Origin of the sequence: Selenomonas sputigena ATCC 35185 (genome assembly GCF_000208405.1) — a bacterium.
GTDB classification, from domain to species: Bacteria; Bacillota; Negativicutes; order Selenomonadales; family Selenomonadaceae; genus Selenomonas; species Selenomonas sputigena.
This window is the reverse complement of record NC_015437.1, coordinates 2014891-2030582: the sequence shown is the minus strand read 5'-3', so window position 1 is coordinate 2030582 and position 15692 is coordinate 2014891. Positions and strand designations below refer to the sequence as shown.

Below are 15692 nucleotides of genomic sequence, written 5' to 3'. Positions count from 1 at the left end.
ATCCGAAGATTCATGCACCGTCTTTTTATCTATGCGTCAATTATTTCATCATGGCGGAGAGGGTGGGATTCGAACCCACGGTGCATCGCTGCATCACCGGTTTTCAAGACCGGCTCCATAAACCGCTCGGACACCTCTCCGTGACTTGCTGTACCATTTTAGCAAAAGGGGCGAGGACTGTCAATGTATCGAATGTTCTTTTTGCAAGGATTTGATCTTGTCCAGTGATAGGTTTGTAATTCGGGCAATCATATCGAGGGGAAGATTCTCTTTGAGCATAGAAAGTGCTGTATCTAAGCGATTCTTTTCTATGCCGCGCTCCATGCCGCGCTCCATACCGCGCTCCATGCCGCGTTCCATGCCGTGTTCCATGCCCTGCTCATAGATGCCTGTACTCAGGTTGCACATCGTCTTCAACTCCTCTTCTATATCTGTAGTCGTATCAAGATCGAATTCATTTTTTAGTAGGTTCTTCTTTTCTGATGGAGACGTCTTTGTATCCTTGAATAGGATTTTTAGAAAACGGATGAGCCAATCCTCGTTTAGCTGCTGCTCGTCTCCAAGATGGATCGTGATGATGCTTATCAAGTCATAGTCGACGCGATTTTCCCTATGGCAGTGAAGAATGTGATGTTCATTCAGTTCGTAGCGATTGATGGCGCTTTTGCCGTTGGGGGAATCCATGCAGAGCCAGATGCTGTAAACTTTCTTGATATCATCGTAGGAAGACCCGGTAAATTCGGTTTCCTTTTGGGAGGAAATCAAGCGACTGGCATAGTAGATGGCACGACGTAAAAGTGCGTAACCGAGTTTCGACCTACGCTGCGTTCTCTGCGCCTCGACGTTGACGATCAATGTGATCAATTCTCCTGATTTGGGGGCGCGTGCGCGAAATAAGATGTCAAAGCGAATCCAACCTTCGGTGATGGCGACGTTTTCCGTGGCATCGCCAAAGATTTCTTTAGGAGATTTTCTCACCGTATTCGTCTTATCTCGGTCGATAGGAATCTCACTGATTTGTGGCGTGCCTTCGATGTATTTTTCGGCGATGTCGGAAATGGAGACTTTTTCAAATTCTGGTACGGTTCGTTTGAGAAGGCGCGCCATGATGGCTCTTTGTGAAAGCAGACGTTTGGCATGTTGGTCGTAGATTGGATTTTGGTAAGGAAGCGTATGATCTTTTCCTGAAATCTGTTCCTCTTTTTGCACGAACTCACCTTCTTTCTGTCATTATAGCATTAAAAATCTCTTCTAGCCAGTATACTTGCGTCCTTCATGCTAGAGAATCGGCTCGATCACGGCGCGAAAGCAGCGGTCGAGATCTTCGGGCGTCATCTTTCGGCCGCCCTTGAGCCACCACAGTGTCATTTCGACGAAGCTGCCCGTGATGTGGTTGACGAGAAAATCCTGCGGCACGGCGGGATTTTCCCTTCCGTGCGCGACGATGTGCAGGCGCACGAGCTCCTTCAAACTGTCCTTGAAATAGCGCAGGAAGATGTCGCTGCTCGCAGATGACAGCAGTCCGAGGATATTGCTGTCGTTCTCTTCGAGATGCTGCAGGAGGTGCAGGAAGACGGAGTGGGGCGCTTGGCCATCCGAGTACATCCCGTGCGTGTGCGTGCGGTCCATCGCGCTGCCGACGATGTGGCCGAAAAGCTCCTCGCAAAGAGCCTTGAGGAGATCGTCCTTCGTCTCGAAGTGCGCGTAGAAGGTCGTGCGTCCGATGTCGGCGCTGTCGATGATCTCCTGCACCGTGATCTTGTTGTAGCGCTTCTTCGCTGCAAGCTCGCTGAAAGCGGCAAAGATTGCCGCCCTCGTCTTTTTCTGTCGTCTGTCCATAAATCCCCTTCGCCGTACAAATTTATCGAGATGTTCCGTAAAAAACGCGACGCCTCAATCATCCGTTGTTTTCTTGCGGACATCTGCTTAGAATAATAAAGAACACTATGTTCTCTATTGCATTTATTGTACGCAAGAGGATGTCATCTTGTCAAGGAAATGGGGGATCTTTATGGCAGAGGCGAATGCGGTACAGGGAAAGAAACCTTTGCAGCCAAGCGGCTATGGCTGCGACAGACTGCAAAGTGCGGCGCTACTCAAGAGGCTCAATGATTTTCTTGCGAGCCTTTCCATGACGCTCGTGGCGGCGGCATTCCTGCTGCTCGATCTCGTGCCGCATGTGATGGAGGAGTTCGGCGCGGAAGCGGCGCCCATGCAGATTTTGCCGTTCGACCCCGCATGGGTTACGGTCGTCATCTGCGGCATTCCGCTGCTCTACCTGTCCGTTTGGCGCATCATTTACAATCGCGGCATCAGCAAGATCTCATCGGCGCTTCTGATCTCGATGGCGATGTTTGCAGCGATCGCCATCGGCGATCTCTTCGCGGCGGGCGAGGTCGCCTTCATCATGGCGCTCGGCGCACTTCTCGAAGAGGCGATTACGGAGCGTGCGAAGAAGGGATTAAAGAATCTCCTCGCGCTTTCGCCGACGCAGGGGCGGAGAATCCGAAACGGCAGGGAGGAAATGATCGCGCTCGAAGAGATCGTGCGCGGCGATGTGCTGCGCATCCTGCCTGGCGAACGGATTCCCGTGGACGGCACGATTCTTGCAGGCGAGACTTCCGTCGATCAGTCCGTCATGACGGGCGAATCCCTGCCCGTCGACAAGGGTGTGGGCGAAGAGATCTTCTGCGGCACACTCAACTGTTTTGGCTCGGTCGATGTCGAAGTGAAGGAGGTCGGCGAGTCAAGCTCCCTGCAAAGGCTCATCCGCATGGTGCAGGAAGCCGAGGATAAGCAGGCGCCGATGCAGCGCATCGCCGACCGCTGGGCGAGCTGGCTCGTTCCCATCGTGCTCGTGCTCGCCGTCGGCGCCTATGCTGCGACGGCGAACATCATCATTGCAGTCACGCTGCTGGTCGTCTTCTGCCCGTGCGCTCTCGTCTTGGCGACGCCCACGGCGATCATGGCGGCGATCGGACAGGCGACGAAGCGCGGTGTCATCATCAAATCGGGCGAGACCTTGGAAAAGATGGGCAAGGTCGATACGATCGCCTTCGACAAGACAGGCACATTGACCTGCGGCAAACTCTCTGTCAGCGATGTCCTGCCCTTTGCTGAAACTGTCAGTGAAGAGGAATTGCTCCAAATCGTCGCCTCCGCTGAGGCGAGGAGCGAGCATCCGCTGGGCAAGGCGATCGTCGCCCATGCGAAGGCGCAGGACGTCGCGCTTGCGCCTTCGGAGAATTTCCGCATGACGGCGGGCAGGGGCGTCTCGGCAAAGGTCGCAGGGCGAAAACTCTTGTGCGGCAGCGTGAGCTTTCTCGCGGAAAACGGCGTCATGCCGGAAGCGCCGATGCGTGAAGCTTTGGAGCGCCTGCGCGCCGAAGGCAAGGCGCTCGTGCTCGCGGCGGAAGGGGAGAGGTGCATCGGTGCGCTCGCCCTCTCCGATACGCTGCGTCCCGAGGCGAAGGCGATGGTCGAGCGCCTGCACACTATGGATGTGCGCACCGTGCTCCTGACGGGTGACAACAAGGAAACCGCGGCCTACTTTGCGAGCCAAGTCGGCATCGACGAGATCCATGCGGATCTTTTGCCCGAAGATAAGGTCGCACACGTCAGGAACCTGCAGGAAAAGGGGCGCAAAGTTCTGATGATTGGCGATGGCGTGAACGACGCACCCGCCTTGAAGTGTGCTGACGTCAGCGCGGCGATGGGCGTGATGGGAAGCGATATCGCCGTCGAAGCCGCTGACATAGCGCTGATGCGCGACGATGTTGGCGAGGTGACCTACCTCAAGCGCCTCGCCAATGCCACGGCGACGACGATCAAGCTCAGCATCACGCTCTCGATGTGCATCAATTTTGTTGCCATCGTCCTGTCTCTCATGCAGGAGCTCAACCCTACGACGGGTGCGCTCGTGCACAATGCCGGCTCGTGCTTCGTCGTCCTGATCGCTGCGCTGCTCTACGATAGGAAATTTGACTAGAGTTTCATAAATATAAGAGCATGGCTTTGCATGAGTTGGATCTAATTTATGCAAAGTCCTATGGATTGCATAAGCTACACGCACAAACGTCCACTTTGTGGACATTGTGCGCCGCCCTTAATGAAAGTTTACCAATCCGTCTGCGCCCTTCGGGCTTGACTTCTTGGACTTTCATAGTAAATTCCATGATATATATCGTTCCGTCCAGATTCTTGACGTTGGATGTCCGTCTATGATAGACTGAACTTGCCATGTTTTTCAAAATGAAGGAATTTTTCAGACGATAATGAATCAGGAGATTTTATGCTGGAACTGGTGAATATATCGAATGCAGGCTGCGATATAGAGAATTTGCTGCAAAATAAAACGGAAGCCCTCCATGAATTCATTCAGCGCTACGGACTCGATGGCATCGAATTCATGCTCTGTGCGCCGTGGGATCGAGCGATGTATCCGCCCACGTATATCAAGGGCGTACATCTCCTTTTCTGGCCGTCGTGGCTGGATTTTTGGCGCGGGGATAAAGCTGCGCTCCTTGCAGAGTTCGGCACGGAGGAAAATATCCGCGCCTACTATGGCTCTCTTGATGTTGATGACTGGGTGGAAAGCTGGAAAGAGAATCTGCGCCAAGCGGCGACTTGTCGGCCGCAGTATCTCGTCTTTCATGTCGCGCACAATGTGACTTCGGAGATGTATACGCGCGAGTTCGCTCATACCGATGAAGAAGTCATCGAAGGGACAATCGAGCTTGTCAACGAGATCGCAGATGAGATACCGCAGGGTGTGCGCCTACTCTTTGAAAATCTCTGGTGGCCGGGATTGACATTTCAAAAGCCGCAGCTTGCAGGTGCGCTTTTGGAGCGCGTTTCCCATGCGGATACGGGCTTCATGCTCGATGTCGGGCATCTGATGAATACGAATGCTGATCTCACGAGCGAAGAAGATGGTGCACGCTATGTGAAGGAGATTTATCGAAATCTTGGCGAACTTGGCAAGCGAATCTACGGCGTGCATCTTCATCAATCGCTTTCGGGAAGCTATACGAAGCGCATGATGGAGGAGCATGCGGGCGAGCATCGCAGCCTGTCTTGGCAGGAAGCCATGGAATACGTCCTGCAGGTCGACCGCCATCAGCCGTTTCAGACGGATGCGGCGCGGCGCATCGTCGATCTTATCTGCCCCGACTATCTTGTGCACGAGTTCATACAGCGCTCGCGTACCGATTGGGAAGAAAAGCTGCAAACACAGCAAGAAGCTTTGCGGAATACGATTTCATAGAAACTGAATGTGTCGGTGATTTCTTAAAGATCAGAAGTGCAGAAATTCATAGTTTCTGATATTCCTACTTGACAAGAGTATTGTTCAATGCTACGCTATCTTTCGGAAACTAGCAAAACTTCATACCGATTGGATCAGGTGTCGCAAGACTTAATAGGGAATCCGGTATATGCCGGAGCGGTCCCGCCACTGTAGCAGCGAGCCGGTCTGCACGAGAAAAATCTTTGTGTTTCTTGAGATGGTCACTGAGGAGTCAATCCTTGGGAAGGCGCAGACAGGTGATGAACTGAAGCCAGGAGAACTGCCTGATTGACAATCACCGTTTGACCTGCGAGCGATGGGAAGGAGATTTTCGGCAGCGTATTTGCCTTTGGGCAAAGCGGCTTTTGCGGTGCCATTGTGATAGGAGTGTGCCCTTTCTGCGATGCAGGGAGGGCTTTTTTGTATGGGAATGGGAATGTGTGCTATTCTCGGTATTTATCCGTCGATAAAGCAAGGGCGGCGGCTGAATATAAATTTGTCTGTGGGCAGAATTTTAGGAGGAGATTGAAATGGGAAGAACAGGGTCGAGGAAGAAACTCGGCGCGACGGTGGCGGCGGCGCTTACGTTCGCTGCTTTGTATCCTGCGGGGGGGCAAGTGTTTGCCGCAGAAGCGGAGTCGACGCAGGATGCCGTATCGGAGCATTCGCTCGACGAGACGGTCGTCACGGCGACGCGCACGCCGGTACAGGAGCTCAAGGCGAATGCAAATATCACGGTCATCACGGGAAAGGATCTCGAAAAGCGCCACTATACGGATCTGACGCAGGCTCTGCGCGATGTCCCGGGCGTTACGGTCAATCAGTATGCGCCGGCAGGGTATAATAACAGCACAAAGTTCTATATCAATGGCTCGGAGGATGTTGTTGTTCTCATTGATGGTGTGAAGCAGAATTATGCAGGTGGCTTTGCGGCGTCACTGACATCAGCGATGAAGGATCTCAGCGGTATTGACCGCATCGAGGTGCTGCGCGGCTCGGCATCGACGCTTTACGGCTCGGATGCTAAGGGCGGCGTCATCAACATCATCACGAAGAAGGCGAAGAACGCGAAAGCGACGGTTGAGGCGGCTTATGGCAGCTTCGGCAAGCAGCTCTACAGTGTTGCTTACGAGGGCAGCGAGAACGGTCTTGATTGGCGGCTCAAGTATCAGAAGGACAAGAGCAACGACTTCAAAGATGGGCATGGCAATGAAGTTCCTTCAGGACTCGACGCTGATTCCGTCAACATACACCTCGGCAAAGATCTCAGCAAGGCTTCGTACCTTGTGCTCAACCTGCGCAGTTACAAGGATGGAGACCGCTATCAAGCGCTGTATGAAAAGCAGCAGGGATTGAAGCAGAATCGAGGACGCTACGATCATTTTGATGTAGACTTGATCTGGAATGCGAAGATTGACGATACCTCGAAGAATCAGATGGTCCTTTCCCGCAGCCGCTATAATTATAATCTCTTTTACCATAACATGTGGACGCCGCTAGGATCGAGCTACGAGATGGACGTCTACAGCTGGAAGCTCAGTGACCAGTATGATAAGCGCTTCGGCGATCATCTCCTGACGACCGGTGTGGATTTCACGTATGACGATACGTCGATTTGGAACGGAGGAATAGTGAGTATTGACGGGAGATCCCTCGTGAATCGTTCCGTCTATCTGCAAGATCAGTGGAACATCACGCCTGCACTCAAGCTCATCGGCGGCATTCGCTACGACAGCAATTCGGCTTTCGGCAGCCATACAAGCCCGAGCGTGAGCCTTGGCTATGATATTACGCCTAGAACTCATGCCTATGTAGCTTATACCGAGTATTTCCTGACCCCGACGCCGAATCAGCTCTATGCGCCGACATATGGCAATCCGAACCTCAAGCCCGAGTCCGGCGATACGCGGGAGATCGGTATTGCGCATGATTTTGGCAAAGGACTGAATGTTGCAGCGCACTACTATTGGCGTCATTCCAAGGATCGTATCGGCTTTCATCCCGTGACATATCAGAATATCAACGTTGGCGATGAGGATGCACATGGCTGGGATCTGCAGCTTGCGAAGCGCTTTGACTCACATGTGAGTGCACGCCTTGGCTATACGAACACGCATGTTGGTAAGACCGAACAGCGCAAAGCAAATGTTGATGGTTATTTGCCGACGCATCAGTGGAATATCGGTGTGGATTACAAGAATCGGAGATTCGACGCATCCTTGATGGCACGCGCCATGATTGACCGTCCGGGTCCCGTGGACAACGCTTTCCCGGAGACGTCGTACTGGGTCTGCGATTTCGGCATGAACTATAAGATCATGGAAACGACGAAGGTCTATCTCAAGGTCAACAATCTCTTCGATAAGTTCTATGCTGAGCGTTCCAATGTGAACTACGGTGGAGCCGGTCAGTGGTGGACGGCTCCGGGACGCAGCTTTGTCGTCGGCGTGGAGCATAGCTTCTAAATATTAAAAAATAATTAAACATATACCTTACGGCTATTCATATTGTTTGATTTATGATATGATAAATGCGTATAGGTTATAAAAGAAAAGAGGAGGCGCTTCTGCTGGTTACGGCATGGCTTTTGAGAGCTTTCCAAGAGCCAAGACAACTTCATACCACAAGAAATGGAAGCCGCAAGGCTGAGTGTGGGGAATCCGGTGTGAATCCGGAGCTGTTCCGCAACTGTATGGGGAGTCCTGCCATCGTACGTCTCTCACAAAGAGATGGCAGGATGATGAGCTAAGTCAGAGTGCCGCCTGTTTTCTTTTCGTCACGTCACTTGCGCGATACAAGATGGCGCGTAGCAGGCCAAGGAGTTTGGGCTGTCGTTTGACAGTTCTCATTTTCATGGAAGGCTATGTGTTCTTTTTGTGTCGCGTTTTTTTGTTGGAGTGCTGTCAAGGGAGGCGATGGCAATGGTGTTGGAAAGGCTGAGAACCTGTTAGAAAGGCTGGCAGGCCGGTAAGCGGTTTGAGAGTATTTATGGCGCGGACTGCGCCGCTGAGAAACATGGCAGAGAAAAGAAGTCGCTGAAGAAAGCGATTTCACAGAACAAAGGAGAGATAAAGATATGAGGAAAAAAGCGCGTCTGAAGCAACTGACTTTAGGCATTGCCGCAGCCTTGCTGGCAGGCTCATGGCAAGTGCCGGCGTGGGCGGCAGAGCAGGGACCGATCAAGGAAGATACGACGCTGACGGCGGATACCGAGGTCAAGGCAGATAAGAATACGATCAAGTGGAATATTGTGAATGGCGCATCGGCTGTTTATGCGAACAGCTCGCTTACGCTCGATATGGCAGGGCACGATCTCAAACTGGATATTCGCAATCTAAAGAATGAGAATAATCGCGCCTCGGGACTTCATATTCGCCCTAATGCAACGTTAACTGTTCATAGCGATAAGAACAATGCCAGTGCGGCAAACCGTCTCATCACCATCAATGCCCATGGAAACTGGAAGGATGCCGATCAGCATGGCGGTGCGACAAGCGGCATTCGGTTCGACGAATATGCAAAAAAACCGATGAAAGCGGATATCCATGCAGATGTGCAGATCAATGAGCTTTGGGCAGGCAGAGAATTTGCCCGCGGCATTTGGGCGCCGGGTAAAGCGACGCTCAATCTGGATGGCACGTTCACGATAAAACCGGGAGCCGTCTACCATTATTGGACGGAAGCCGGACTGGGGAACGTGAAATCACCGAGTACGTATGGTATTCATGTGACAGGAGAGAGTAATACGCTGAATATTCGTCGCGTGGATATTGACGATCCGAAGATCCAGCGCGGCATTCAGTTTGGTGATGAATTCAATTCTGCTAAAGACAGCGTTCTGCGCATCGGCGGCGGCAAGCTGAAGATTGCCGACAACAAGGCGCGCGATCAATGGTTGATGTGGGTGAAGGGATCGAGCAAAACCTATTTCAATGTGAATGAGGCGGGCACCGATGCTGCGGATCAAAAGACGGAGCTGGCAGGTCCCATTCATACGGAAAACGGCGGCGAAGTCTACCTCGGCCTTAATGGAGCGGATTCCAAATGGCTCGGCGGTACGGAAGCTGGCGCAACGGGAAAGACGACGCTCTTTTTGAAGAACGGCGCGACGTGGGATACGATGAACGGCGGGCGCGGCACGCGGCTTGCCCGACTCTCAAGCACGAATGGCAATGAGGGAAACATTTTCCAAAATGATGCAGGCAAGCTGACGATTGACGACTATGCGGGTCGGCAAAAGATCTACTACAGTCATACGGGCGGCGACGGCACAGACACATCGCACTACACGGCAGGTGATACGCACATCAAAAAGGCGGCGGCGAACTCTTTCGTCACGATGGTGACGGACCGCACAAATCCTGCAGCGAATGAAGAACAGATTCATAAAACGCTCAACGCACTCGCAGGTAAGCTCTACTACGATGCAGCAAAGAGCGGGGAAGACCATCTCACGGGTCGGGCAATGCTCGCGGAAGGCTTGACGGCATCTTCGGCAGAAGTCAAGGTCGAGCGCATGAAGTTCTCTGCGACGACTGGGCAAGGCAGCACGGACGGTACGCCCGCTGCTCCCTTGCCGCCTGTTACGCCGCCAGGCACGACGCCTGGACAGCCATCTACGCCGCCCGCTTCTGCCGTGCTGGATACGACGCAGCAGATTGCAGAAGTCGGTTTTGACAGCATGGATCTGAGCGAGAAGTGGAAGAATGATGGCTACGGCGATGACAACGGGCACTATACCTTTGACAAGGACGTCATCATTCGCACGAAGGCGAGCGACAACAAGGTGATCCCTGCGCAGCGATATTATACGGGCGGTATCGTGGTTGATGAGGAGGCTCCTGAAGGGCCTGTCACTGTCGATATGAAGGCTCATAGGCTGACGCTGAACAGTACGGCGGACTCGGATGAAAGATATGCGAGCGGTATCGTGGCGACTGCCGGAAATCTGGAAATCAAGCGTGCGGGCGGCATCGATATCAATATTACGGGCAGCAAGCGCTCAGAACACGGCATCTATGCCATGGCAACCAGTCGCAGAGATGGCCGTATCGTCATAGAAAACGACGATACAGCACCGCATGCAGTTAAGATTCGCAATACATCGAGCGGGGAAAAAGGCAACGCCATCACGGCAAAAGGTGCATCATCGAGAAGCGCCCTCGTCGACATCAAGGGGCTTGTCGATATCGAGCAGGATAAGGAAAATCTTCTCTATGCCTCGAATGACGGCGAAATCCGTATCGGCGGCGGACGCATGATGGCCGGAGCGAATGCGAAAGCCGTGCATATCACGAGGCAAGGCAAGGTATTCATCAATGCGAGAAGCGCCGGTGACGGCGTTGACGCTGCTTCGACGGAGCGCGATGTCAAGGTCGAAGGCAACGTGTTGCTTGAGGGCAATGGCGGCGTCTTCGGTGCAGCGCTCAATACGGAACAGTCCTACATCAAGGGAAAGATTGGCAGCTCGGGCAGCGGGAGTACTCGTCTTCTGCTGGCAAATGGTGCGCGTTGGGATAATCAGTCGGTCGGTATCGGCGGCGATACGATTGGCAGGAGTCATTTGACACATTTGAAGTCGGACGGCGGCGCGATTCACCAGAATGATACGCAGGATCTCACCATTGACAAGTTCGAAGGCAAAGCAAAGCTGTTCTATAAGCATGAAAGCGACGGCACGGACACCGCCCATTACAAAGCGGGCGACACGCATATCAAGAGTGCGGCGGAAAATGCTGAAATCACGGTCGCCACAGATGCTGATCGTGTGAATCTGTCGGACGATGCTGCGGTCCATAAGACGCTGAACGCGCTTGCGGGCAAGCTCTACTACGATGCTGCCGCTACCGAGCGCCATCTCAAGGGCAAGGCAATGATCGCCGAAGGACTGACTGCTTCATCGGCGTCGAAGAAGTTGGAGGATATCACCTTCAAAGCAAATGGACAGGGAAGCGTCAAGGAAGATATCGGCGAAGGACGTCAGATTGCGGAGGGCGACTGGAAAGGTGCAGTCCGTGAGCAGAAGTATTGGGACAAGAAGGGCGTTCGCAGCGGCTCGACCTACAGCTTCAGCAACGACGCTGCATTTTCTCCCAAGCTCAGCGACAATCCCGTCAAGGCGCTGAACGAGTACAGCCGCTATGATTTCGGTGGTATCTTGTGGGGCAAAGGAAAGAACGGCAGTATCCATATGAATGGGCATGCGCTGAATATTGATACCGGAGTCGGCAATGTCCGTACGCAATCGGGAGAGCGTCGCGGCGACGAGTCCACCGGCATTCTGGTGAACGGTGGTACGCTTGAGCTGAAGTCGCTCGGCAAGACGACGATTCAGGCGCACAACAACGGCATCCATCTGGTAGGTGATCAGAGGAAGGGGAATGCGAACCTCTATATCAAGAATCAGGCAGATGCAGATCATGCCGTGAAAATTATGTCTAAGGACAAGGGCATCTATCTCGAAAGCTACAACGGCGCTGCGCGGTTGGAAATCGACGGCATGGTCGATATTGATGCACCGAAAGGCGTGGTCGTCGATGGAGGCACGCTCACCATCGGCGGCGGCAGAATCGTCTCGAAGGGTGATGCGGCGCTTTATGTAAACTCGCCCGGTACGGCAAAGATCAATGCGACGATGGATGGTGAAGGTAACGTCGTCCCCATGCACGAGAATCGCGATGTGCAGATTGAGGGCGATATACAGGTGAAAGCAGGATCTGCCTCCGCTTATATCGGTCTGACGACGAAGAATTCCATCCTCAAGGGACTCTTTACTACCGATATGTACACATGGCCACAGAATAATTGGGAATTGGCGTCGGGCAATGGCTATCTCGTTCTCAAGAACGGTGGTACGTGGGAACATACGAAGTTCGGCACGGGCAGGGATAAGAATGGTACGGCGGAGCTGGGCGACAGCCGTGTCAGCCGCCTTAATGCCGACGGCGGCATCATCCGCCAGAAGGACAAGCGCAACATCCTCATCGACGACTTCCGCGGCAATATGAAGGTGATGTACGAGCATGAGAACGACGGTTCGAAAGCAGCGGACTACAAAGCGGGCGATGTCAAGATTGCGGCGGCAAAGCAAGGCTCCGAGGTCACGATGGTCACGGACAGCAAGAACATCACAACATCGGACGAAGCGCAAGTCCGAAGCGTGCTGGATGCACTCGCAGGCAAGCTCTATTATGATGGTGCAAGATCCGGTCTGCGAAACCTCAAGGGCAAGGCGATGATTGCTGAGGGACTGACGGCATCGTCAATTTCGAAGCGGCTGGCAGATATATCCTTCCGTTCGGACAGTGGCCAGGGGTATACGAATGATACCATAGAGAATGGGAACTACAAGAATTTCCACGGTCTGAATACCGGCATTGACCGCAACGACTATAAGCCGCTTACGTTTGATAATTTCTCCGGCAGTGCACGACTCTACTACAAGCATGTCAATGACGGCACGCAGACGGAGGACTATGGCAGCGATCCGGCCCATAAAGATCCCAACAAGTTCTACGGCGATACACATATCAAGCATGCTGCCGCGAACTCTTCGGTCACGATGGTGACGGACAGCAACGGTGTCAATCTCGGCGATGAGACTGCGGTGCGCAAGACGCTCAATGCGCTTGCAGGCAAGCTGTATTACGATGGTTACGTCAATGGTGAGCGCAATCTCAAGGGCAAGGCGATGATCGCTGAAGGGCTGACGGGATCTGCCGTTTCGCAGCAGATGGATCTCGACTACTGGCTGTCAAACGGGCGCGCTCATGTAAAGCCCAAAGATACAACTCCTTTGACGGGTGAAACGATTAAGAAGCAAATTGCCGAAGGCAATTTCGATACGAACGATACCAAGGCATATTGGAAAGGCAAGGGCGTTTACGACGGCAAGGGGAACTATACCTTCCATCGCGACATCAAGCTTGAGGTAAAGGCGGCGGATAAGCCCGTCACTTCGGCGAGGGACAATAAGTTCGGGACGATCTATTGGAACGGCGACGTTGAAGGTTCGATTGATATGACGGGGCATCGCCTCGACATCAAGGCAGGTCCCGGCGGTCATGGCCTTCTGCCGAACGAAGGCCCGCAGGCAGGCTGGGAGCGCACGCCGAATGCCATCACCGTCTACAGCGGCACGCTTACGATCAAGAATGTCAAGGGCATGAATATCGAGTCGGATCCGAAGGGCAGTCTCTACGGACGCGGCATCTTCGTCATGGGTTATCCGGGCGGTCCGGGACACATGAGCGGTCATGGAAAAGCAAAGCTTGTGATTGAGAACGACGACAAGATGGAAAATGCCGTCAAAATCCGCGTGAAGAATACAGGTGAGGATTTCGGTGCGATCGAAGCTCGCAAGAATATGGGCAGCGCGGAGGTCGATATCAAGGGACTCGTGGACATCGACTCGACGATGTGGCGTGCGATTGAGTCGCATGGTGCGAGAATCTCCATCGGCGGCGGCATTATCAAGGGTACTGATGTCGCGTCCATCGCTGCTTATGACCGTGGCACAGTATTCGTCAATTCTAAGTTTGATGGGAATGGCAATGTGGTCGCGACTTCGAATACGCGTCCTGTACAGATTACGGGCGATATCAGCTCGGAGGGCGATGGTCATATCGTCTTGGGATTGAATAATAAGAATTCCTTCTTCAAGGGAATGGTATCGACTGACATCAATGGGATTGACAAGCAGACGCAGAAATGGCGCTACAACCCCGGCAATGTTTCCATGCTGCTCGCCAACGGTGCAATATGGGAACATAAGCAGGTCGGCACTGGCTATCATCACAAGAAGGAAACCGGCTCTAGAGAAAAGGGCATTGCTATGGATAGCCGCGTCACTCGTCTGCAGGCAGACAAGGGCATCTTGAAGCAGAACGATCCGCACAAGATCACGATTGACAACTACTCCGGCAATATGCAGCTCGTCTATCAGCATGAAGGCGACGGCACGAAAGCCGAGCACTATAAGGCGGGCGATGTGCATATCAAGAAAGCGGCGGAGAATTCTTCGGTCACGATGGTGACGGACAGCAACGGTCTTACGTTGACGGACGAGACGCAAGTCTACAAGACGCTCAATGCACTCGCAGGAAAGCTCTACTACGACGGATATAAGACGGGGGAGAGGAATCTCAAAGGCGAGGCGATGATCTCTGAAGGTCTGGTCGCCTCATCCAAGACGCTGAAAAAGGCAAATATGGATTGGTCGGAAGCGAGCGGTCAAGGTTCGGTAAAGGCTCCGCAGCCACAGCCGAAGCCAGAGCCGCAGCCACAGCCAGAGCCGCAGCCGCAGCCACAGCCACAGCCACAGCCGAAGCCAGAGCCGCAGCCGAAGCCAGAGCCGCAGCCACAGCCACAGCCGAAGCCGCAGCCGAAGCCAGAGCCGCAGCCGAAGCCAGAGCCGAAACCGCAGCCGAAGCCGAAAATTGAGTATGGCGACTACGAGACGAAACTCATGAGCGGCGTCAAGTCGGCGATGACGGCATCGACGATGGCGTGGCGTGCCGAGGCGAACGACCTTATGAAGCGCATGGGCGATCTCAGACTTTCGCCAGAAGATGAGGGCGTTTGGGCGCGTGTCTACCGCGGCAAGTCGTCGAGCGACAAGGACAAGACGAACTTCGAGATGAACTACACGACGATCCAGGTCGGTTACGACAAGAAGGTTGGAGACGACTGGCGTGTCGGCGTTGCTGGAAGCTACATGAAGGGAACATCTTCCTTTGCAAAAGGCAATGGCGAAAACAAGGAAGGCAACCTCGGCATTTATGGCACATGGTCGGGCAAGAACGGCGAATATGTCGATCTCATTGCAAAGATCGGCAGACTCTCTAATGAGTACACGGTCTACAACGACTTCAATCACTATGTCAAGGGCGACTTCCACACCTGGGGCGGTTCACTCTCGGCAGAGTACGGCAGACGTATCAACCTGAATGGCGGCAGTTTCGTCGAGCCGCAGATCGAGCTGATCTACAGCCATCTGAACGGTGTCAACTACACGGGTGATACGGACTATGCCGGACAGAAGATGTATGTACGCCAAGGCGCGATGAACAGCTTCGTCGGGCGCATTGGTCTTGGCTTCGGTCAAGAAACGAAGAGCAGCACATGGTTCCTCAAAGCGTCGCTCTATCATGAATTCGCGGGCGATCTCTCGACGGATTACTCTGACGGGACGAATCCGTGGAAAACGACGCATCAAGAAGGAAAGGATACATGGCTTGGTCTCCAGCTCGGCGGCACGATGAAGCTCAGTGACAAAACGAGCCTCTATGGCACATTTGAAAAGACATTCGGCGGCGACATCAAGACTGATTGGCGCGTCGACGCAGGCCTTCGCTGGAGTTTCTAAGGAAATAGAAAGGATGAAAAAGCAGGCAGGCGGCGGGAC

Annotated in this window: 6 protein-coding genes, 1 tRNA gene and 2 riboswitches; of the genes, 4 read left to right on the top strand and 3 right to left on the bottom strand. The window is 53.4% G+C overall.

Going from position 1 to position 15692, the window contains the following annotated elements; genetic code table 11:
• Positions 1 to 51: 51 nt before the first annotated feature.
• From SELSP_RS09300 to SELSP_RS09290, 3 genes are all read right to left on the bottom strand, one after another.
• Positions 52 to 140, bottom strand: a tRNA-Ser gene (locus SELSP_RS09300).
• 40 nt (positions 141 to 180) lie between these two features.
• On the bottom strand, positions 181 to 1209 hold the full coding sequence (locus tag SELSP_RS09295) for a nuclease (RefSeq protein ID WP_013740971.1): 1029 nt from the start codon (positions 1207 to 1209) through the stop codon (positions 181 to 183).
• Between the two features lie 69 nt (positions 1210 to 1278).
• Entirely contained in the window at positions 1279 to 1839 is a 561-nt protein-coding gene (locus tag SELSP_RS09290) for a TetR/AcrR family transcriptional regulator (protein WP_006191032.1), read from the bottom strand.
• 172 nt (positions 1840 to 2011) lie between these two features.
• On the opposite strand from SELSP_RS09290, the gene SELSP_RS09285 reads away from it, so the two are divergent.
• The 4 genes from SELSP_RS09285 to SELSP_RS09270 all read left to right on the top strand — a co-directional run bounded on the left by SELSP_RS09285 (position 2012) and on the right by SELSP_RS09270 (position 15653).
• A complete protein-coding gene (locus SELSP_RS09285) occupies positions 2012 to 3988 on the top strand; it encodes a heavy metal translocating P-type ATPase (protein ID WP_006191035.1) in 1977 nt (658 codons plus the stop codon).
• A 303-nt stretch (positions 3989 to 4291) separates the two neighbouring features.
• Complete coding sequence (locus SELSP_RS09280; protein ID WP_006191037.1) at positions 4292 to 5266, top strand: sugar phosphate isomerase/epimerase family protein; 975 nt, start codon at positions 4292 to 4294, stop codon at positions 5264 to 5266.
• Positions 5267 to 5385: 119 nt separating this feature from the next.
• Positions 5386 to 5589, top strand: a riboswitch (cobalamin riboswitch).
• Positions 5590 to 5817: 228 nt separating this feature from the next.
• Complete coding sequence (locus SELSP_RS09275) at positions 5818 to 7752, top strand: TonB-dependent receptor plug domain-containing protein (RefSeq protein ID WP_006191039.1); 1935 nt, start codon at positions 5818 to 5820, stop codon at positions 7750 to 7752.
• Between the two features lie 160 nt (positions 7753 to 7912).
• Positions 7913 to 8067, top strand: a riboswitch (cobalamin riboswitch).
• Between the two features lie 296 nt (positions 8068 to 8363).
• A complete protein-coding gene (locus tag SELSP_RS09270; RefSeq protein ID WP_006191044.1) occupies positions 8364 to 15653 on the top strand; it encodes an autotransporter outer membrane beta-barrel domain-containing protein in 7290 nt (2429 codons plus the stop codon).
• Positions 15654 to 15692 lie beyond the last annotated feature (39 nt).